At 53.6% G+C, this 19,129-nt stretch carries 23 protein-coding genes and 1 pseudogene; 18 read left to right on the forward strand and 6 right to left on the reverse strand.

Features of this window, described 5'->3' with window-relative positions; genetic code table 11:
* Window positions 1-37: 37 nt before the first annotated feature.
* Together ACKXF7_RS09370 and ACKXF7_RS09375 are read right to left on the reverse strand one after the other, a co-directional pair.
* Window positions 38-196, reverse strand: a complete 159-nt coding sequence (locus tag ACKXF7_RS09370; protein WP_423741133.1) for a hypothetical protein — start codon at window positions 194-196, stop codon at window positions 38-40.
* Between the two features lie 14 nt (window positions 197-210).
* On the reverse strand, window positions 211-360 hold the full coding sequence (locus tag ACKXF7_RS09375) for a hypothetical protein (RefSeq protein WP_423741134.1): 150 nt from the start codon (window positions 358-360) through the stop codon (window positions 211-213).
* A gap of 245 nt (window positions 361-605) precedes the next feature.
* On the opposite strand from ACKXF7_RS09375, the pseudogene ACKXF7_RS09380 reads away from it, so the two are divergent.
* A pseudogene (locus tag ACKXF7_RS09380) lies at window positions 606-1,337 on the forward strand (ADP-ribosylglycohydrolase family protein); the annotation flags it as partial.
* A 94-nt stretch (window positions 1,338-1,431) separates the two neighbouring features.
* Here the strand turns inward: ACKXF7_RS09380 and ACKXF7_RS09385 are convergent.
* Complete coding sequence (locus ACKXF7_RS09385) at window positions 1,432-2,085, reverse strand: NAD(P)H-hydrate epimerase (RefSeq protein WP_423741135.1); 654 nt, start codon at window positions 2,083-2,085, stop codon at window positions 1,432-1,434.
* Between the two features lie 201 nt (window positions 2,086-2,286).
* On the opposite strand from ACKXF7_RS09385, the gene ACKXF7_RS09390 reads away from it, so the two are divergent.
* From ACKXF7_RS09390 to ACKXF7_RS09415, 6 genes are all read left to right on the forward strand, one after another.
* Entirely contained in the window at window positions 2,287-3,270 is a 984-nt protein-coding gene (locus tag ACKXF7_RS09390) for a Gfo/Idh/MocA family protein (protein WP_423741136.1), read from the forward strand.
* A gap of 96 nt (window positions 3,271-3,366) precedes the next feature.
* A complete protein-coding gene (locus ACKXF7_RS09395) occupies window positions 3,367-3,576 on the forward strand; it encodes a hypothetical protein (protein ID WP_097772305.1) in 210 nt (69 codons plus the stop codon).
* Between the two features lie 481 nt (window positions 3,577-4,057).
* The gene (locus tag ACKXF7_RS09400; protein WP_423741137.1) at window positions 4,058-4,825 is read left to right on the forward strand and encodes an EFR1 family ferrodoxin; all 768 of its coding nucleotides are present in this window, start codon (window positions 4,058-4,060) and stop codon (window positions 4,823-4,825) included.
* Window positions 4,826-4,859: 34 nt separating this feature from the next.
* Entirely contained in the window at window positions 4,860-5,486 is a 627-nt protein-coding gene (locus ACKXF7_RS09405) for an alpha/beta hydrolase (protein ID WP_348583086.1), read from the forward strand.
* 377 nt (window positions 5,487-5,863) lie between these two features.
* A complete protein-coding gene (locus ACKXF7_RS09410) occupies window positions 5,864-6,622 on the forward strand; it encodes a cyclase family protein (RefSeq protein ID WP_308563254.1) in 759 nt (252 codons plus the stop codon).
* Window positions 6,623-6,647: 25 nt separating this feature from the next.
* Window positions 6,648-6,977, forward strand: coding sequence for a YbaK/EbsC family protein (locus ACKXF7_RS09415; protein ID WP_418266579.1), 330 nt, complete (start codon window positions 6,648-6,650; stop codon window positions 6,975-6,977).
* A gap of 212 nt (window positions 6,978-7,189) precedes the next feature.
* Here the strand turns inward: ACKXF7_RS09415 and ACKXF7_RS09420 are convergent, their stop codons facing one another.
* Window positions 7,190-8,026, reverse strand: a complete 837-nt coding sequence (locus ACKXF7_RS09420) for a hypothetical protein (RefSeq protein ID WP_423741138.1) — start codon at window positions 8,024-8,026, stop codon at window positions 7,190-7,192.
* Window positions 8,027-8,315: 289 nt separating this feature from the next.
* Here ACKXF7_RS09420 and ACKXF7_RS09425 point away from each other — a divergent pair, with 289 nt between their 5' ends.
* The 4 genes from ACKXF7_RS09425 (at window position 8,316) to ACKXF7_RS09440 (ending at window position 11,525) form a co-directional block, all read left to right on the forward strand.
* Complete coding sequence (locus tag ACKXF7_RS09425) at window positions 8,316-9,098, forward strand: ZIP family metal transporter (RefSeq protein WP_423741139.1); 783 nt, start codon at window positions 8,316-8,318, stop codon at window positions 9,096-9,098.
* Between the two features lie 247 nt (window positions 9,099-9,345).
* Window positions 9,346-9,957 carry a class I SAM-dependent methyltransferase gene (locus ACKXF7_RS09430; protein ID WP_423741140.1) on the forward strand — a complete coding sequence of 204 codons (612 nt, stop codon included), beginning with the start codon at window positions 9,346-9,348 and terminating at the stop codon, window positions 9,955-9,957.
* Window positions 9,958-9,979: 22 nt separating this feature from the next.
* Window positions 9,980-10,663, forward strand: a complete 684-nt coding sequence (locus tag ACKXF7_RS09435) for a class I SAM-dependent methyltransferase (protein WP_423741141.1) — start codon at window positions 9,980-9,982, stop codon at window positions 10,661-10,663.
* Window positions 10,664-10,682: 19 nt separating this feature from the next.
* Window positions 10,683-11,525 (forward strand): class I SAM-dependent methyltransferase, encoded by an 843-nt coding sequence (locus ACKXF7_RS09440; RefSeq protein ID WP_423741142.1) that lies wholly within the window; start codon window positions 10,683-10,685, stop codon window positions 11,523-11,525.
* A gap of 83 nt (window positions 11,526-11,608) precedes the next feature.
* On the opposite strand, the gene ACKXF7_RS09445 is transcribed toward ACKXF7_RS09440, so the two are convergent.
* Complete coding sequence (locus ACKXF7_RS09445; protein WP_423741143.1) at window positions 11,609-13,000, reverse strand: sodium-dependent transporter; 1,392 nt, start codon at window positions 12,998-13,000, stop codon at window positions 11,609-11,611.
* A 116-nt stretch (window positions 13,001-13,116) separates the two neighbouring features.
* Here ACKXF7_RS09445 and ACKXF7_RS09450 point away from each other — a divergent pair, with 116 nt between their 5' ends.
* From ACKXF7_RS09450 to ACKXF7_RS09470, 5 genes are all read left to right on the forward strand, one after another.
* Entirely contained in the window at window positions 13,117-14,013 is an 897-nt protein-coding gene (locus ACKXF7_RS09450) for a LysR family transcriptional regulator (protein ID WP_423741144.1), read from the forward strand.
* A gap of 287 nt (window positions 14,014-14,300) precedes the next feature.
* Window positions 14,301-14,678: a desulfoferrodoxin family protein gene (locus ACKXF7_RS09455; RefSeq protein ID WP_423741145.1), complete on the forward strand. Its 378-nt coding sequence runs from the start codon at window positions 14,301-14,303 to the stop codon at window positions 14,676-14,678.
* Between the two features lie 183 nt (window positions 14,679-14,861).
* The gene (locus ACKXF7_RS09460) at window positions 14,862-15,389 is read left to right on the forward strand and encodes an O-acetyl-ADP-ribose deacetylase (protein ID WP_423741146.1); all 528 of its coding nucleotides are present in this window, start codon (window positions 14,862-14,864) and stop codon (window positions 15,387-15,389) included.
* Between the two features lie 3 nt (window positions 15,390-15,392).
* On the forward strand, window positions 15,393-16,058 hold the full coding sequence (gene sfsA, locus ACKXF7_RS09465) for a DNA/RNA nuclease SfsA (RefSeq protein WP_423741147.1): 666 nt from the start codon (window positions 15,393-15,395) through the stop codon (window positions 16,056-16,058).
* Window positions 16,055-16,327, forward strand: coding sequence for a hypothetical protein (locus ACKXF7_RS09470; RefSeq protein ID WP_423741148.1), 273 nt, complete (start codon window positions 16,055-16,057; stop codon window positions 16,325-16,327). Before sfsA ends, ACKXF7_RS09470 begins: the two co-directional genes overlap by 4 nt.
* 248 nt (window positions 16,328-16,575) lie before the next feature.
* Here the strand turns inward: ACKXF7_RS09470 and ACKXF7_RS09475 are convergent, their stop codons facing one another.
* Entirely contained in the window at window positions 16,576-17,706 is a 1,131-nt protein-coding gene (locus ACKXF7_RS09475; RefSeq protein WP_423741149.1) for an SLC13 family permease, read from the reverse strand.
* 580 nt (window positions 17,707-18,286) lie between these two features.
* Here ACKXF7_RS09475 and ACKXF7_RS09480 point away from each other — a divergent pair.
* A complete protein-coding gene (locus ACKXF7_RS09480) occupies window positions 18,287-18,634 on the forward strand; it encodes a DUF6054 family protein (RefSeq protein WP_423741150.1) in 348 nt (115 codons plus the stop codon).
* Between the two features lies 1 nt (window position 18,635).
* A complete protein-coding gene (locus tag ACKXF7_RS09485; protein ID WP_423741151.1) occupies window positions 18,636-18,995 on the forward strand; it encodes a DUF2500 domain-containing protein in 360 nt (119 codons plus the stop codon).
* The last annotated feature ends 134 nt before the right edge of the window (window positions 18,996-19,129 follow it).

Below are 19,129 nucleotides of genomic sequence, written 5' to 3' on the forward strand. Positions count from 1 at the left end.
TTGGCGTCCCTAAAAGGGACACACGAAAGCAAAAAAATTAAGCGACCTCAACCATACCGGCCAGACTGTAGAGGAGCTCGTGGTCCTCAAAGGAGATGCGCTCTTCCTCGAATGCACGGTCAATCTGCCAGTAGCACTCGTCGCGGTCGTTCTCGGTCTTGATGGCGGCAATGGATTTCACGATTTTCTTGAACATCTTGAGCACCTCCATTAACCGGCGTAAGCGAGAACACAAAGGAAGTTGTCCTTCTGGGATGCTCTCTCGACAAACTTGTCGCGGGCGGCAGCAGTCTTGAAAAACTTGCGCTTGGTGACGACTTCGTCGCGCTTGTTTACTTCCTGATAGGTCACTTCAAACATCTTTTTGTCCTCCTACCCGTTTTGGGTCATAGCGTTTTCTTGTACCCTCATTATAGACCCTAAAAGGGACAATGTCAAGTAAAATCTGGCAATTTGTGGCAAAAAGTTTTCAAGAATGACGCTTTTTGCGGCATTATGCACGAAACGGCGGCAGAACAGAAAGAAAGCAGGAGCCCGGAGGCCCCTGCTGATATAGTTATCCTGTTTATCCTAATGAGTTTGACCGGAACAATCACAAGGGCAAGAACTTTCCGCTGCTGAGCGAAAAATCGCACTTCACCGATGACACGGTCATGACAGTCGCGGTGGCACGGGGCTTGATGGCAGGGCAGGGAGATGCACCGAAAACCTTTGCCGAGGTGCAGCACGAAATGCGACGTTTGGGCAAGGCATACCCCAATGCCGGTTACGGTGGGATGTTCCGCCGGTGGCTGCGTGCGGAGCATCCGCAGCCCTACGGCAGCTTTGGCAACGGCTCCGCCATGCGGGTGGCGGCGGCTGGCTGGCTGTTTGATACGCTGGACAAAACGCTGGAGATGGCAAAGGTGACTGCCGAGGTCACCCACAACCATCCGGAGGGCATCAAGGGTGCACAGGCCACGGCGGCAGCGATTTTTCTGGCACGCACCGGCCACAGCAAGCCGGAGATCCGGCAGTATGTTGAGCAGACTTTCGGCTACGATTTGAGCCGCACCTGCGATGAAATTCGTCCGGGCTATCGCCATGTGGAGACCTGTCAGCAGACCGTGCCGGAGGCCATCATCGCCTTTCTGGAAAGCACCGGCTTTGAGGATGCCCTGCGCAATGCTGTTTCCCTCGGCGGTGACAGCGACACCCTTGCCTGCATCACCGGCGGCATTGCCGAAGCCTTTTACGGGATGCCGTCTGAATTGCAGCAGGAAACCTTGAAGCGTCTGCCGGAGGAGATGCGGGCAGCGTATGAGCTGTTCCGGCAGAACCTTGAGCGCAGGGTGTGACACCGTCGGTGCTGAGAGCTAGAGAGCCGCTGCACAGTGATCTGTGCGGAGGCTCTTTTGTGCGCAGGTGCTTTTCCGCAGCGGCAAGCCCTCGTCAAAACTCCGGGTGCCATTCATCCCGGATGCCAATGTCGGCACAGACGATCTTTCCGCACAGCGGCGCAGAAGCTTCTGCAATATGCAAAGGCTTATAGCTGTCGAAGGTTACGGTCAGATCCGCATGGGCAGCACCCTCGGCAACCTCGCCGGTGTCCGTATTGATGCCGCTGGGCAGGTCTACGGCCAGCACAAAGGCACCGCTCTTGTGCAGACGGCGCATCAGACCGCAGGCAGCAAGACCGGAAGGCCGCAGTTCACCATGGAACCCGGTGCCGTAGAGGGCATCCACAACGGCAGCAAAGCTCTGGGTTTCCAGTACAGAACCGTCAGTGCAGATGTGCACCGGCAGGGAGTGCAGACGCTCAAAATTGCGGATGGCGTCAGCGGTTTTCGGCTCGCCCTCGGCCAGAAGAACGGTCACACTCCAGCCGTCTTTTGCAGCGGCGCGGGCAATCACGAACCCATCGCCGCCGTTGTTGCCCTTTCCGCAGACCACCAGCAGCCTGCCGGGATGCGGAAACTGCTTTTGCAGTTCGGCGTAAGCCGCCAGCCCGGCGTTTTCCATCATTTGCAGGTAAGGCAGACCGTGGACATCCCCGGCCCGTTCGATTTCCTTCATCTGCGCAGCCGTCACAATGCGATGTTTCATGTTGGCACCTTCTTTCCAATTCTATTATAATGGATGCGATTGTTTGGAACAAGATGAAAGATACCGGTGTATAGAATCGTCCCCGGAGAGTTGGAACAAGCCCTCCGGGGGCATTTTTGTTTTTCACTATCTTTTCCGCAGGGGAAAACCATGGTATACTGAACGCAACGAATCCAAAGTAATAAACCGGGAGGTACCGTTATGAAGTGGGGAATCTTAGCGACCGGCACCATTGCCAAAAAGTTTGCATCTACGGTGGAACAGATGGGCGCAGAAGGGGAGCAGCTTGTTGCCGTGGGGTCACGGCACATGGAAAGCGCGCAGGCGTTTGCACAGCAGTACGGCATCCCCCGCTGCTATGACTCCTACGAAGCTCTTGCCGCCGACCCGGAGGTGGAGGCCATCTATATCGCCACCCCCAACACCCTGCACTACGAAAATTGCAAGCTCTGCTTGGAGCAGGGTAAGCACGTTCTGTGCGAAAAGCCCTTTACCATCGATCCGGAACAGGCGCAGCAGCTGTACCGTCTGGCAGAGGAAAAGCACCGCTTTCTCATGGAGGCGTTCTGGATCTGGCTGCTGCCGCTGTACGACCGCCTGCGCGAGATCCTTGCGGCGGGCACCATCGGGGAGCTGAAGCAGATGATCTGTCAGTACGGCTTTGTTGCCGCCGGTGCCCGGAAGGACCGCAAGTTTGATTCCGGTCTGGGCGGCGGTGCGCTGCTGGATATCGGCATCTACAATCTGGGCTTTCTGCGCATCCTGACCGGACAGGACCCGGAGAAGGTGGAGACCAAAGAGGTGCACATCAACGAGTACGGCACCGACGATTACAGTCGCCTTGCGCTGACCTACCCCGGCGGCTGCAAGGCGGAGTCTGTCCAGACCATCGGGCAGGAGCTGGAGCGCAATGCCCGCATCGTTGGCACCAAGGGCAGCATCTTTCTGCCGGATTTCCAGCACGCCGAGACCATGACGCTGGAAGTGGAGGACAAAGAGCCGGAGGTCATCCGCTGCCCGGTGGACATCAACGGCTTTGAGTATGAGATCCGGGAAGCAAGCCGTTGCGTCAAGCTGGGACGCACCGGCAGCGACCGCTACACCCCGCAGGACAGCCTTGCCCTGACCCGCCTGATGTACGACACCCGCATGAGCTGGGGCATGAAGTTTGCGGGCGAGGTGTAAGTGCACAGCTTGCCGCAAAGGGCTTTTTTGCGTGCGGAGACTATGGCATACGGAGAGCGGCAACTCGGAATTGATATAAAAAAGAAGGACACATAGATGAAAACAGTGGTTCTTTATAATATTATTTCTTTTATCATCCTCGTTGCTTTGATTTTTGTCTTAAGGATTGTTAGTAAGAGTAATTTAAGACAAAATCAACAACTTGTTATTAAAGTCATTGCAACTATTTTAATTGTTTGTGTGATAGCGTTCGTGCTTTTTATTGATGCAATAGCATTTGGCATTATAGGACCAGTTCAAGATTAACAATTCCAGTTTGACAAGGAAGTGCTTTGCATGAAAAAGCGTATATCAAGGATTCTCGGTTTAATAATGCTGATTATAGCTATTGCATTTATAGTGTTTGCATTGAACCATCCAGAAATGAGTTTTCCTTGGAACAATACCATTACTTGGTTACTGTATGGTTTATATATTCTTGTGACAGTCATGTTGCTTATTGCGCCTAAGACGAAGAAGTAAACAATTCGCGTTTGTGGAGCGAAGCGGAACAATGAAAGCCCCAGTGGGGCTTTCAAGCGACCGAACGGTCTTGCGGCAGCAAGATGGAGGGGCCTCGCCCCGACAAGTTCGCGTTTGTGGAGCGAAGCAGAACAATGAAAGCCCCAGTGGGGCTTTTAAGCGACCGAACGGTCTTGCGGCAGCAAGATGGAGGGGCCTCGCCCCGACAAGTTCCAGTTTGCCGGGCAGACTGGTATCTAAAAACACAAAAAATAAGGGGGCAACCATGGTACTTTATTTTACGGGAACCGGCAACAGCCGGTATCTGGCACGGCGCATTGCCGAAGGGGTGGAGATGCTGCTTTACGACCTGAACGCCTGCATCAAGGCAGGGGATACCGCCCCGGTGCAGACTGGGCGTGACGTGGTGCTGGTAACGCCTACCTACGCATGGCGCATCCCCCGGGTGGTGTCCGAGTGGCTGGGAAAGACCGCGCTGACCGGGGCAGAGCGTATCTGGTTTGTGATGGACTGCGGCAGCGAGATCGGCAATGCGGCAGGCTATAACCGGCAGCTTGCGGCGCAAAAACAGCTGCAGTATATGGGCACAGCTCAGATCATCATGCCGGAAAACTACATTGCCATGTTCAATGCACCCCAAAAGGAGCAGGCACGGAGCATCGTGGAGCAGGCAGAGCCTGCGCTTCAGAAGGTGCTGACCCGGCTCAAGGCCGGGCAGGAGTTTCCTCCGCCGAGAGAGAACCTCTACGACCGCTTTATGAGTGGCCCGGTGAACCCGGTGTTCTATCGCTTCTTTGTAAAAGCGGATGCCTTCCGGGCAACGGATGCCTGCATCGGCTGCGGTAAGTGCGTGGAGCTGTGCCCCCTGAACAATATCCATCTGGAAAACGGCAAGCCGGTCTGGGGCAAAAACTGCACCCACTGCATGGCGTGCATCTGCTACTGCCCTAAAGAGGCCATCGAGTACGGCAAAAAGAGCAAAGGCAAGCCCCGGTATCACTTTGAAGCACTGGAAAAGCAGCAGGACGTATGAAGAAAAAAGGAAAAACGATGATGGTAAAAAGTAGATGAAGTATTTATACTTACATGGATTAGGACAAAAACCAGACAGTTGGGATAGAGTGATAAAAGAAACGACGGTCTCGGATAGAAGTGCCAGCTTGAGCTTGGCAGAGATGCTGGAAGGAAAAGCGGCCACCTATAGGGAGCTGTATACTGCATTCTCAGAAGAGTGCAATAAGGAAAATGACAAAATCGTCTTATGTGGGCTCTCTCTGGGTGCTGTTTTGGCACTTAATTATGCAATAGACCATCCGGATAAAGTAAAGGCGCTTGTGTTAATTGCGGCACAATACAAAATGCCTAAAAAATTATTGAAATTCCAGAATATGCTGTTCCGCTTTATGCCAAATGCAATGTTCAAGCAATTTGGATTCAAAAAAGCAGATGTGATTAGTTTGTGCGGCACGATGGCAGAATTGGATTTCAGAGATTCATTGTGTAAGGTGTCTTGTCCTGTATTGATCGTTTGTGGCGAAAAAGACGATGCAAATAAAAAAGCCTCAAAAGAACTTGTCAGCTATTTGAGCAATTCCTGCTATCGTGAACTTTTGAAAACGGGTCATGAAGCAAACATAGAAGCTCCGGAGGGATTAGCGGCAGTGTTACAGAGATTTTATGACGATATCGAATAAATCTGATTTATCAAAAGAGAGACGAAGACTGTCAAGCAAACTCGAAGAACAGCAACGCAGGCTGTTACTTGGAAAGCACCTGCGGTACACGAATCGACGCGGTGATGGCGGCGGGCAACCGGCGGACGAAAAGGCAGATTTGTCTTTGAAAGAATAAACCTATTGACATGGTGTGAAAATTGGTTTATACTATTCCCAACACAAGGAAGAGAGCGCAGACAGATGGAACATACAGCAGATGCCCGGCACAGACTACCCGGGCGAATGCGCTGCTCCCAGACAAATTCCCGGCAGACAGACTGAGAAAAAACAGGAAGATGCCGTTGTCTGGGAGAAGTGCCCGAACATACATCGTCACAATAAAAGGAGAACCGACAATGGCTGATTATAAACTGTGGAACGCACTGAAAGACGCTAAAAAATATCGCTGGGTGGAACTTTCTCACTCGCTGAACAACGAAAGCCCCTACTGGTCCGGCATCCCGGAAGGCTCCGTGGAGCTGGCAAAGACCGTGTGGGACTGGGGCAAGCCGGAACTGGAATGCCTGATCCAGACTTTCAAATTCCCCGGACAGTTCGGTACCCATATCGACTTCCCGGGTCACTTCATCAAGGGCAAAGCGCTGTCCGAAAAGTTTGATGTGAACGACCTGATCTTCCCGCTGGTGGTCATCGATATTTCTGAGCAGGCCAAGAAAGACCCTCGCTACGCTGTGACAGTGGAGGACATCAAGGCCTATGAAGCAAAGTACGGTCCTATCCCGGATGGTGCGCTGGTGGCTCTGCGCAGCGACTGGTATAAGAAGTGGCCGGATATGGATGCGCTGTCCGGCATCGACGCAGAGGGCAAAGAAAATGCTCCCGGCTGGTCGCTGGAAGCATTGGAGTATATCTACAAGGTGCGCAATGCCGCCGCCAACGGCCACGAAACGCTGGATACCGATTCCTCTGCGGTGGCGGAGGAAAAGGGCGACCTTGCCTGCGAGCGCTATGTTCTGGACAACGACAAGCTGCAGGTGGAGGTGCTTGCAAATCTGGATAAAGTGCAGCCGGCCGGTGCAGTGGTCATCGTTTCTTATCCCCGCATTGAAGGTGCAACTGGTCTGCCTGCGCGGGTCTGGGCCATTACCGAATAAGAGCGGAGAAGTGGGAAAATGTCCTTTGAAAAAGCAAAAGCCGGTGCTCATTGTCACCGAGGGCACGGCAAAGCTGGACAACCACAAGTACAAGAGCCTGTTCCACATGAAGGCCAAAATGATCCCCTACGATGAGGTGGAAGCCTATGTGGGGCATGCACCCGGCGGTGTGTGCCCCTTTGGAGTGAACGAGGGCGTGGCGGTCTATCTGGACGAGAGCCTGCGCAAGTTTGATACCGTCTACCCGGCGGCGGGCAATGGTCACACCGCCGTCAAGCTGACCTTGCAGGAGCTGGAAGTAGCCGCCGGAGCCGAGGGCTGGGTGGATGTCTGCAAGGAGCCGGAAGGCGAATAAAAAGGGCCCATCCCGCAGTATTGCTGTTGGATGGACCCTTTTGTGATTCGCAGAGTAATGCCGGCAATATTGATTCCATATTGCAGACGTAAAAACTGTTGACCCTGCGATTGGGCTCCATCTGCAATAAAAAAGGGCAAAGCCGCCTGCATTCAGGAGACCTTGCCGTTTTGTGTTATATTTTACAATAAATTAGGCAGTTTCCCGTGTATTCACAGCGCCACATTGACCGGCAGGACATACACGCCGTCGGCGGCGTAGAAGGTGATCTGAGTAATCGTCTTGCCGATGATGGATGCAAAGTAAGGATCATCGGCATTGAAGCCCAGCTTGGTACCATGCCAGATGTTGGCCACATGATGCAGGCCGTACTCACTGCCATCGGCGGTGGTCAGAACTACGCCGTAGACCTTGTTGGCCTTGTAGTCCAGATCAAAACCGGAGATTTTCATCTCGTAGGTGGCATGGTGACCGTTGGTATTCAGCTCCACAGTGGTGCCCTCTACGGTGGTCTCGGTGGCGTGGACCTTGCCAAACTCCCACTTGCCGCTCAGCAGGTTATACCATGCGGTGATGTAGTAGGCAGGGGTCTCACTGAGCTTGTAGTAAGCATAGCTCTCGTTCTCAAACAAGGCATCTGCGCCGGTGTAGGTGGTGGTGGATTCCTTGCCCTTCAGGGTAACGGTAATGTCGTAGCTGTCGGCATCGGTGACCTGCTTTGCGTTCTTCAGCGCCCACGGGGTCAGCACCTTGACCGGGAAGGAAACGCCGGTGATGTCGGTGCCATCTGCGTTGACGTGGTAGGAACCGGCGGCAAGGTTGCCTGCACGGGTCTTGTTCTTGGTGGCGCTGGTCACAGCGTCGATCTCAGATGCGTTGTCCACACCGGCAGCCTTGTAGAAGTCGGCGTAGGGGATGTTCATTTGGACATAGCTGGAGGTCAGGCAGTTTTCCTGTTCCACCTCTTCCGCAGCGAAGGCCGGGACTGCCACAGCGCATACCAGCATAGCGGCCGCAAGTGCACCTGCAAATACTTTTTTCAATCTCATGGTAACACACCTCTATCTCAGTTTTGAAAAAATAGTTAGCTTTGCCTAACAATTGATGCAAAAAATACAGGGGAAAAACCCCTCAGATGGTTAGGTAAAACAAATTTGCAAAGTAAAAGTAGCACTCCCACCGGGCGTTGTCAAGTAGAAACCGGAAAGTTTGCAGAGGTGAATTTTTCGATGCAGGAAACCATCTGCATCCTCTATACCGCAAAGCCCTTGACCTTTTTGCCGGGGCGCAGTATACTGCTTGCATGGTTAGCTACGTTTAACTGCAAGGAGGTACTACATGATACAAGACGCATTCTGGGGGATTTTGATCCCCTTTCTGGGCACAAGCCTTGGGGCGGGCTGTGTGTTCTTTTTGAAAAACTCTCTGCGTGACGGCATCCAGCGCGCCCTCACCGGCTTTGCCGCCGGAGTGATGGTGGCGGCATCGATATGGAGCTTGCTGATCCCGGCTATGGAGCAGGCCGCAGATCTGGGCAGGCTGGCATTTTTCCCGGCGGCAGCAGGCTTTTGGCTGGGTATCCTGTTTTTGCTGCTGCTGGACCATCTCATCCCGCATCTGCACCAGAACAGTTTGCAGGCCGAAGGGCCAAAAAGCCAGCTCCAGCGCACCACCATGATGATTCTGGCGGTGACGCTGCACAACATCCCGGAGGGTATGGCAGTGGGCGTAGTCTATGCCGGATACCTTGCCGGAACTGCTCAGATCACCGCCGCCGGGGCGCTGGCTCTTTCTCTTGGCATTGCCATCCAGAACTTCCCGGAGGGTGCCATCATCTCCATGCCACTGCGGGCGGAGGGAATGAAAAAAGGCCGGGCGTTCTGGGGCGGCGTACTGTCCGGCATCGTAGAGCCCATCGGGGCAGTGCTGACGATTCTGGCGGCAGGCATCGTGGTGCCCGCTTTGCCCTATCTGCTCAGCTTTGCAGCCGGTGCCATGCTGTATGTGGTGGTGGAGGAACTGATCCCGGAAATGTCGCAGGGGCAGCACTCCAACGTTGGCACGGTATTTTTCGCGGTGGGCTTCAGCGTGATGATGGTGCTGGATGTGGCATTGGGGTGACGGTTGGGGGTTCCCGAGAGCGAAATCTCTTTCGGAATACCCGAAAATGCCCAAACTTCTTGACAGAGGAGACGGCAGGGCGTATTATTTTGGCAGAAGGACCGCTGAGAAGCGGCTTTTTATAGAATAAAAAGTTAGCTCTATCTAACTTTTGGCACGAGGAATTGCTGGCCTGTCATCCGGTGCAGTGGGCGCATCTGGTAAAAAGTATTGCATTGTGAACGGTAAATAGAAAGAGGGTGGCGTTATGTCCTTTTTTGAAAACACCCGAAAGCCCGTAGGCCTTGGCGGGAAGATCATGGTTGCTATGATGAACTTTGGACACAGCGCAATGGCAGAATGGGGGCTGCACTTTTTACAGCCTGCCCCGGATGCCATGGTGCTGGACTGCGGCTGCGGCGGTGGGGCGAACATGAAAACGCTGTTGAAACTGTGCCCCAACGGCAAGGTGCAGGGCATCGACTACTCAGCCGTCAGCGTGGAAAAAGCGCGAAAGGTCAATGCCAGAGCCATTGCGGCAGGACGGTGTGCTGTGCAGCAGGCAAGTGTGGCAGAGCTGCCGTTTGAAGCGGAGCAGTTTGAGGTGGTGACCGCCTTTGAAACGGTCTACTTCTGGCCGGAGCTTGCACAGAATTTCAGAGAGGTCTATCGAGTGCTGAAGCCCGGCGGAATCTTTTTCATCTGCAATGAAGCAAACGGCGAAACGACAAAAGACGACAAATGGACGCAGATCATCGATGGCATGACCATCTATACGGATACTGCACTGAAAGAGTATCTGGAAAAAGCAGGATTCTGTCAGATCCAAAGCCACAAAAATAAAAAGGGCTGGCTTTGCGTTACGGCGCAAAAGCGGTGAAATAGTGTAAGAAGGACGGAGCATGGAACGAAAAGAAGCAATCCGCGGTGCCTATCGGCTGACAGGTGGAAACAGCTTTTATGACGGCATGATCACCTGCTCTACTCTGAGCGGGAAAGCGGTGTGCCGTCTGGTGTGGGACATGAACAAGGTGGAAAACGATGCCTATCTGGAAAAGGCACTGTCCGGCATCCCGGAGCATTTTTCCGGCAAGCTGCTGGAGGTGCCGGTGGGCACCGGCATTCTGACCATGCCGCTTTACAAGACGCTGCCAAAAGCGGACATTACCTGTCTGGATTACTCGGCGGATATGATGGGGCAGGCGCAGGAAAAGGCAGACCGCCTGCATCTGCAAAACGTGACCTTCCGGCGGGGCGATGTGGGTGCACTTCCCTATGCGGACGGCGTCTTTGACATTGTTTTGTCGCTGAATGGCTTTCACGCGTTCCCGGATAAAGAGGCCGCTTATCGGGAGGTGTTCCGGGTCTTGAGACCCGGCGGAATCTTCTGCGGCTGCTTCTATGTGAAGGGCGAGCAGAAGCGGACAGACTGGTTTGTTCGGCATGTTTATGAAAAAACGGGGTTCTTCACACCGCCCTACGAGACGGCCTTTAGCTTGAAAAAACGGCTGGAGAAACGGCACGCAACCGTAACACTTGGAACAGTGAAGAGCATGGCATGGTTTGCCTGCCGGAAAGCAGAATGAGGAGAACAGGAAGGAACCTATGAAATACAAAATCGAGAAAAACACCGTGCAGGAGACGCTGATCCTCCCGCTGTATTCCCGGAAGCTGTGCACCGAGCTGTATCCGAACCTTTACCGGGACGAAACGGCGGTGCGTCTAATCGACCAGATCGACTACGACTTTTCAGAGGCAGAGGAAAACTCCCGCAGCCTGATGCAGCGGTTCGGTGCGCTGGAGGTCGCCATGCGGCAGAATGACCTTGCCTTTGAGGTGCAGGCATACCTGAAAAACCACCCCTGCGCGGCAGTGGTCAATCTAGGTTGCGGGCTGGATAACACCGGCAAAGCCTGCGACAACGGCAGATGCAAGATCTACAATCTGGACTTCCCGGATGTCATTGCCTTGCGGCAGCAGCTGCTGCCTGCCGGGGAGCGGGAGCAAAACATCCCCTGCGACCTGAAAGACCCCGCATGGTTTGACCGTATCGATGCCACCGGCGGGGCGGTGTTCTTTGCCTCCGGGGTGTTCTATTACTTCCTGACCCAGCAGGTTCGGGAACTGGTGCAGGGGATGGCGGACGCTTTCCCCGGCGGAGTGCTGGTCTTTGATGCTGCCAACCGCACGGCGGTGAAGATGATCGCCAAAACGTGGCTCAGGACGGCGAAAATCAAGGATGTGGGAGCATATTTCGCGGTTTCGGATGCGAAAAGCGAGCTTTCCCCATGGGACAGCCGTTTGCAAGTGTCCAGCCGGGGCTATATGCTGGGTTACAACGATTTGAAAGATCCTTCTGTCAGCGGCTTTTTCCGGTTTCTTGCAAGGGTCGGGGACAACGGGATGAAAATGCAGATCGTGAAGATCGGATTTGGAGACAGACAATGAAATATGCCGGAATACGATAAAACCAAAGGGAGCTCTGCCCGGATCTTCGTCCGTGACAGAGCTCCCTTTTTTACTTTAGCCTTTTATGCAAGAATCCCGGTGGACTGCAAAAACAGCACCAGCATCATCACCGGGGCAACATAGCGGATCATCACCCGGTAGAGCTTCTTGCGGCGGAAGGTCTCGCCGTTGCGCTGCATCTCGTCAATGACGTAATCCGGCGTCATGACCCAGCCGATCAGGATGGTGGACAGCAGGGCAATGAAAGGCATCATGACGCTGTTGCTGACGTAGTCCATGATATCCAGCAGCTGAGCCGCAGAGCCGTTGGGCAGCTGTACCTCAAAATAGAAGACGCTGTAACCCAGCGCAATGATGGCGGAAGCGGCCAGATAAATGACCGTCAGCACAAGCACCGTCTTTTTGCGCCCGGTGTGGAAGATCTCCATGCAGTTGGCAGCGATGGATTCCAGCACCGAGATGCAGGAGGTCAGGGTGGCAAAAATGGCAGTGACAAAGAACAGAATGCCCACGAAAGTGCCGGCCTTGCCCATAGCGGCAAACACCTTGGGCAGCGAGACGAACATCAGGCTGGGGCCTGCGCTCATGCCCTCGGTGCCGGAGAACACATACACGGCGGGGATGATCATAGCACCGGCCAGCAGAGCTACACCGGTATCGAAGATCTCGATCTGATTCACCGCCTTGTTCAGGTCTACGTCCGGTTTGACGTAGGAACCGTAGGTGATCATAATGCCCATGGACACGCTGAGGGAGAAGAACAGCTGGCTCATGGCATCCAGCAAGATCTGCAAAAAGCGGCTGACGGTCAGCCCTTCCATGTGCGGAGTCAGGTAGTAGCGCAGACCCTCCAGACCGGTGCGCATCTGACCGGAAGCGTCCTCGTGGCGCAGGGTGAGGGCGTAACCCGCAATCACCACCACCAGCACCAGCAGAATGGGCATCATGTAGCGGGACACCCGCTCAATGCCGCCCTCCACGCCGTTGTACACGATGAAAGCCGTCACGCCCATGAACAGCAGAGCGAACACCACAGGCGACACCGGCGAGGTAATGAAGCTGGTAAAATAGCCGTCCTCCGCAGCGGCAGCAGACTGTCCGGTGAGGTAGACCACCGCATATTTCGTGATCCACCCGCCGATGACCGCGTAGTAGGTCATGATCAGAACCGGCACCAGAAAGGTCAGGATGCCGAGAAATTTCCACTTGGGGCGCATGGTCTCGTAGGCGCGGATGGCACTCTGCTTGGTGCGGCGTCCGATGGCAATATCCGAGGTGAGCAGGGTAAAACCGAAGGTCAGCACCAGCACCAGATACACCAGCAAAAATAAACCGCCGCCATCCTTTGCGGCAAGGTACGGGAACCGCCACAGGTTGCCGACACCCACCGCACTTCCGGCGGCAGCAAGGACAAATCCGATTTGTCCGGAGAAACTGCTTGCTTTCTTTTCCATGATTCTCAAACTCCTATCCTAAAAACCTATTGTAATATAGGATAACATGAAGTATCATATCAGTAAACCCAATAAAATTACTACGACCTATAAATTTTACTTATGGAGTGTTTGCGATGCGGGAACAGAAAGACCGATACGAGATATTCTTGAAAGTATGCGAAACGGGCAGCTTTTCCAAAGCAGCGGAGGCACTGAACTATACCCAATCCGGCATCAGCCAGATGATGGCAGGGCTGGAAGAGGAATTGGGCGTGCAGCTGTTCGCCCGCATCAACCGGGGCGTGACCCTGACAGATAACGGCACCCGCCTTTTGCCCTACATCCGGGAACTGGCCAACCAGAAGACCCGGCTGCGGCAGGCGGCGTTCAATATCAACCACAAGGTGGAGGGCAAGCTGCGGGTGGGCAGCTTTTCCAGCATCACAACGCTCTGGATGCCGGAAGTGGTGCACTATTTCAAGGAGAACTACCCGAAGGTGAAGATAGAAATTCTGGACGGCAACTATGATGAGATCCGGGAATGGATCATCCATGGGCAGGTGGATTGCGGTTTTCTCTCATCCATTGTGGCAGACGACCTGAAATTCTACCCGCTCCGGGACGATCCGCTGTGCGCTGTGTTCCCGGAGGGGCATCCACTGGCTGAACGCTCCAGCGTAACGCTGTCGCAGCTGTTTCGGTATCCGCTCATCATTGAAACGCCCGGCTGTGATAATGACATCCAGCACCTGATGCTCAAATGCCCGGTGAAGCCGAATATTTCATACAGCTTCCGGGACGATACCCTCATCATGGCGTTCGTGCGCAGCGGGCTGGGCGTGACCATCTCGCAGGAGCTGGTGATGCAGGCATTCGGCTGCCCCGGTGTGGTGTCCCGCCCACTGGAGCCTGCCTGTTGCCGGACATTGGGGCTGGCGTTTTCTAAGACGGCAAGCTCGGTGGTGAGCCGGACGCTGCTGGAATATCTGAGATCCACCCGGCAGCGAAAGGATACACCGCAGATAAAATAAGAACAAATAGCAGTCATATTGAAAGACGTCTCGTCTGAAAGTGAAGGCTTTATTTTCAGGCGGGACTTTTTGTTTTTTTATCCCCATAGTACAGGACTGCTTGCGGCAGGCCAACTACGATATAAAGGCCATCTTCTGCTGCTTTGATGCCCGGACGGTGTGGGCGTGTCAGGAAAAGCCGTAAGAGGAACACAGGAAAACGTGACCCGGTCACAGAAAATCTAACTAGGAAATGTTATCATATAGTCACAGAAAACACCAACAACATTCCGATGGAGGATTTGAATATGAAGGCAAAGTTTTATATCTGTGAGCACTGTGGCAACCTGATCACCACCATCCACAACGCAGGCGTTCCGCTGGTCTGCTGCGGCGAAAAGATGAAGGAGCTGCTCCCCAACACGGTGGAAGCCAGCGGCGAAAAGCATCTGCCGGTGGCAGAGCACTCCGGCAGCACCCTCACGGTTACGGTGGGTGCAGTGGAGCACCCCATGGTGGATGTGCACCACATCCAGTGGCTCTTTGTGGAGACCGAAAACGGCGGACAGCTCCGCTACCTCGCCCCCGGTCAGGCACCCAAGGCGGTGTTTGAACTGGGCAGCGAAAAACCGGTGGCGGTCTACGCCTACTGCAACCTGCATGGTCTGTGGATGACGAAACTTTAAGAAATAAACGGGCTCCTGCCAGTGGTTAAACGCTTGCAGGAGCCTGTTTTGGCGTGCAGCCAGAGGATTGATGCAGCGCTGAAAATGTTCTGCTTGACCTTGTGCAGAGGATGAAGTAATATACTCGCAAGAAACCGACTTCCGAGTATATTGTATGCAAGTACGCTTTGAGGAGGAAATACCATGCGTTCCGAACAGATCAAAAACCGACTGGAAATCGTGCAGGGAGACATTACCAAGCTGGATTGTGACTGCATCGTGAATGCAGCCAACCGCAGCCTGTTGGGCGGCGGTGGCGTGGATGGGGCCATTCACCGGGCAGCAGGGCCGGAGCTGCTTGCCGAGTGCCGCACCCTGCACGGCTGCCGCACCGGCGAAGCGAAGATCACCAAGGGCTACTGGCTGAAGGCAAAGTACATCATCCATACGGTGGGTCCCATCTACTCCGGCACCCCGGAGGATGCCGTACAGTTGGCAGACTGCTACCGCAATTCGCTGGAGCTGGCAAGGTCCTACGACATCCACAGCATCGCCTTCCCGGCAATTTCTACGGGCGTGTATGGCTATCCGCTGGATGCCGCCACCCAAATTGCGGTGGATACAGTGACCGATTGGCTGCAAAACCACGCCGACTACGATATGAGGGTCATCTTCTGCTGCTTTGATGCCCGGACGGAACAGGTGTATCAGATAAAAATGAAAATGGGGTAAACATTGAAATACAGAGAAATCGTGGACGGCATTTTTCTTGACCGCCCCAACCGTTTTATTGCCCATGTAGATGTGAACGGTACGGTGGAAACCGTCCATGTCAAAAATACCGGACGGTGCAAGGAACTGCTGCTGCCCGGTGCGGCGGTGCGTCTGGAAGTGTCAGACAACCCGAAACGCAAGACAAAATACGACCTTGTGGCGGTATGCAAGCAGGAACTTGGCTGGGTCAACATGGACAGTCAGGCACCCAACAAGGTGGTAGGAGAATGGCTCTCAAAGCAGGAGTTTGACCTTGTCAGGCCGGAGTTTGCATACGGAAAATCCCGCATTGATTTTTACATGGAAAAGGGCGAACAGAAATACTTGCTGGAAGTCAAAGGCTGCACATTGGAAGTGGGCGGCATCGGTTATTTCCCGGATGCACCCACCGAACGGGGCGTGAAGCACTTGCACGAGTTAGCGCAGGCACAGCGGGCAGGGTACCGGTGCGCAGTAGCCTTTGTGATTCAGATGGAAGGCATCACCGAGGTGAGGCCGAATGTTGGCACGCAGCCGGAGTTTGGCACAGCACTGGCCGAAGCGAAAGCCGCAGGCGTGAGCGTGCTGTTCCTGCTTTGCCATGTCGGGCGGGACAGTCTGGAAATCGTGGAGCAGCGGGAAGCGTGAAAAAGGGAGAAAATGACACTCTATTTGCGTTTGTTGAATTTATAGCGTTTGCATTGAACCATTGCGGCAGCGAGATCGGCAATGCGGCAGGCTATAACCGGCAGCTTGCGGCGCAAAAGCAGCTGAGAAATCCTGACAGGGGCAAAAAAGGAACAGATGCCGTGGATTCGGCGCAGCCAGAGGTAGTAGAACGAACGCGGATAGATTTGTTAGAAAAAGATATACTGCCATCTTCAGGAAGGCAAAAGAGGACTTTTCGAAGATTGTAGGTTTTTTGAAGTAGTAAAAAGCTGAAGCGTTTGGAGCTGACCGCTTACGATTTGAGCCTTGTAGTGGTTGTTTTGCAAAATTTTTATTCTTTACTTGATAACTGTATACGATAAAACCAAAGGGAGTTCTGCCCGGACCTTCGTCCGTGGCAGAGCTCCCTTTTTGCCTCATAAAACTTATTGCGAAGTGGGTGGTGGTCTGCCGGGCAGCAGGAAAAAAATGTTCATAGCGCTGCCTGATACCGCGTTTAGCGGAGCAAGAACCACACGCCCAGCAGGATCGCAAGGAAGATCAGGTTGGACAGGGTGAACAGCCCAAAATACTGCTTCTTCCCCTGTGGCAGCTCCCGTGCGATCTGCCGGTAGGAAATAAGACTGGCCATGGATGCGATCAAAGTGCCAAGACCTCCCAGATTGGTGCCGATGATGAGGGCTTGTGTCTCTGCCGTGAACCCGGACAGCAGCAGGGCGGCGGGAACATTACTGGTGACCTGTGATGCCAGAACCGCCACCAGCACTTCCCGGCCGGTCAGAAACTCCTGCAGCCAGCCGGAAAAGGCGGGAACGCGGCCCAGATTGCCAATGAAGATGAAAAAAGCCACAAAGGTCAGAAGCAGGGAATAGTCCACCGTCCGTAAGGTGCGTGGGTCTGCAAAAAGGGCGCAGACGAGCACAGCGGCAAAGGCAATGCCATAGGGCAGCACCCGGATCACGGACAGCAGGCAGACGGCAAACAGAACCAGATACAGCAGGATGATCTTCTGATCTCCCTGAGATGCAGAGGAAGAAACAAGCTCGTCCACGGAGAGGGCGGCAGAGGCTTTCCGGCAGACCAGCGCTGCCCAAGCCAGCAGCAGGAGCAGAGAAACCAGGGTGTAGGGCAGCATAAGAAGCACAAATCCTCCGATGCTCATGCCGCTTTTTCCGTAAAGATAGAGGTTCTGCGGGTTGCCGATGGGGGTCATCATGCTGCCAAGGTTTGCCGCAATGGTCTGCATACAGACCACCGGGATCAGAAGGGAGCGGCGGACATCCGCTCCCAGACGGCTCAGGACCACGAACGTAAAGGGAACGAAGGTCAGCAGGGAAACATCGTTGGTGATGAACATGCTTCCGAAAAAGCACAGCCCGACCAGTACCAGCGTCAGCTGAAAGGTGCTGTGGGTACAGGACAGCAATGCCCGGCCCAGTCCATCAAAAAAGCCCTGCCGCCGCAGCCCGGCCATGACCGTCATCAGGGAAAACAGGATCGCCAGCGTGCGCAGGTCGATGTAGCCAAGATACTGCGCATCCGGCGGAACAAAGAAGGCGGAGACAACGGCCAGCACAGCGGCTGCGGTGAGGACCGTTTCCTGCTGAATGAATTGTTTGAGTTTCATAGAGACACATCCTTGTAGTTGTAAAGGCTGCCCTGCTGCGGTGCCGGACGGCCTTCTTCCGCATTTCAGAGCAACAGCTTCTGCGATCTTTTTTTTTTGCAGCACCATCCTACTCCATTAGCGGGGCATCGTCAAGAGAAAACAGAAAAATGCGATCTGAATATGAAAAAACGGATGGCTCCGCAGAACCATCCGATAAAACTGGTATCATCAGTCTTTCCGATACTTATGAGTATGCTGGAAAGCTTTTTTGACATCTGCAAAGATAGCAGAAAGCTGCCGCTTTCCAGATGAAGCGCCAGAACCAGAAACTTTGTGGCAAAAAATTGCAGAAGAGATAAAAACATGCCGACCCCTCCCCAAAGCGTCATAAACGGTTACTGTAATTTATGAAGGAGGGCTTGCCTTTTTTCCTGACTGCGGGCGGCGTACATAAAGTATTTTGTTTTCCCAAAAGATATGCTATAATCAGATCAGACAAAATTCCTCTCTTCAAGCGATTTCTCTGCAATTTCCCGGTGTCTCTGCTCGTATCAAAAATAAGGGACTGAATTTTAATTGTCAGAACGGAGGAACCATTATGGCAATCTTTGAAAAGACCATCCGAAACAAAAACTTTGACAAGCTGCTTCGGAAGCTGGAAAAGGAGATCCCGGACGGCAGTTGGTCTGCAGATTTAGAGGCAGGCAGTGATTTCAAAGAGGGCGATGCCAGGTGCAGTGTCCGTGTGTTTGAACGGTACAGCATGATGGGAGGCAACCGCCTGAGTCTGACGCTGACCATGTTCCAGAATGCGGACAGTCCGATCCGGCTGTCTGCCATCACCGCAGGAGGCAGTCAAGCGGTGTTCTTTAAGGTGAACACCCTCGGAGAAGAATCTTTTCTGGACGATGTAAAGGACCTGCTGGAAGAAATTTTGGAGGAATGAAATGTTTTACGCTGGATTTGATCTGTTGTTCAGCATCCTGTTTCCCATCCTGTTCCTTGTGGTTTTGGGCATGATCCTATACACCATCATCGGAAATATCAGCACATGGAATAAAAACAACCATTCGCCGCGGCTGGCCGTGCCGGCAACGGTGGTGGCAAAGCGCACGGAAGTTTCTCGCCACCATACAGACAATACGATGATACATACGTTCACGACCTATTATGTGACCTTTCAGGTAGAGAGCGGTGACCGCATGGAACTTACCGTAAGTGGTTCGGACTACGGAATGCTTGTAGAGGGCGACATTGGAAAGCTGAATTTTCAGGGTACCCGCTATCTTGGGTTCCAGAGGAACTAAGCGTTTCCTACATTATGCAGCAAGGAGTGCTGTACGGACAGCTACGTTATCGCCAAAACATTTGTAAATGATCGGCAGCATTTTTTGAACCGGCTTCTGAACGAAGAAATGTAATGCCGGGAAAGGACATTCCA

The sequence above is a fragment of the Faecalibacterium sp. 7 genome, from assembly GCF_049562865.1.
Lineage (GTDB): Bacteria > Bacillota > Clostridia > Oscillospirales > Ruminococcaceae > Faecalibacterium > Faecalibacterium wellingii.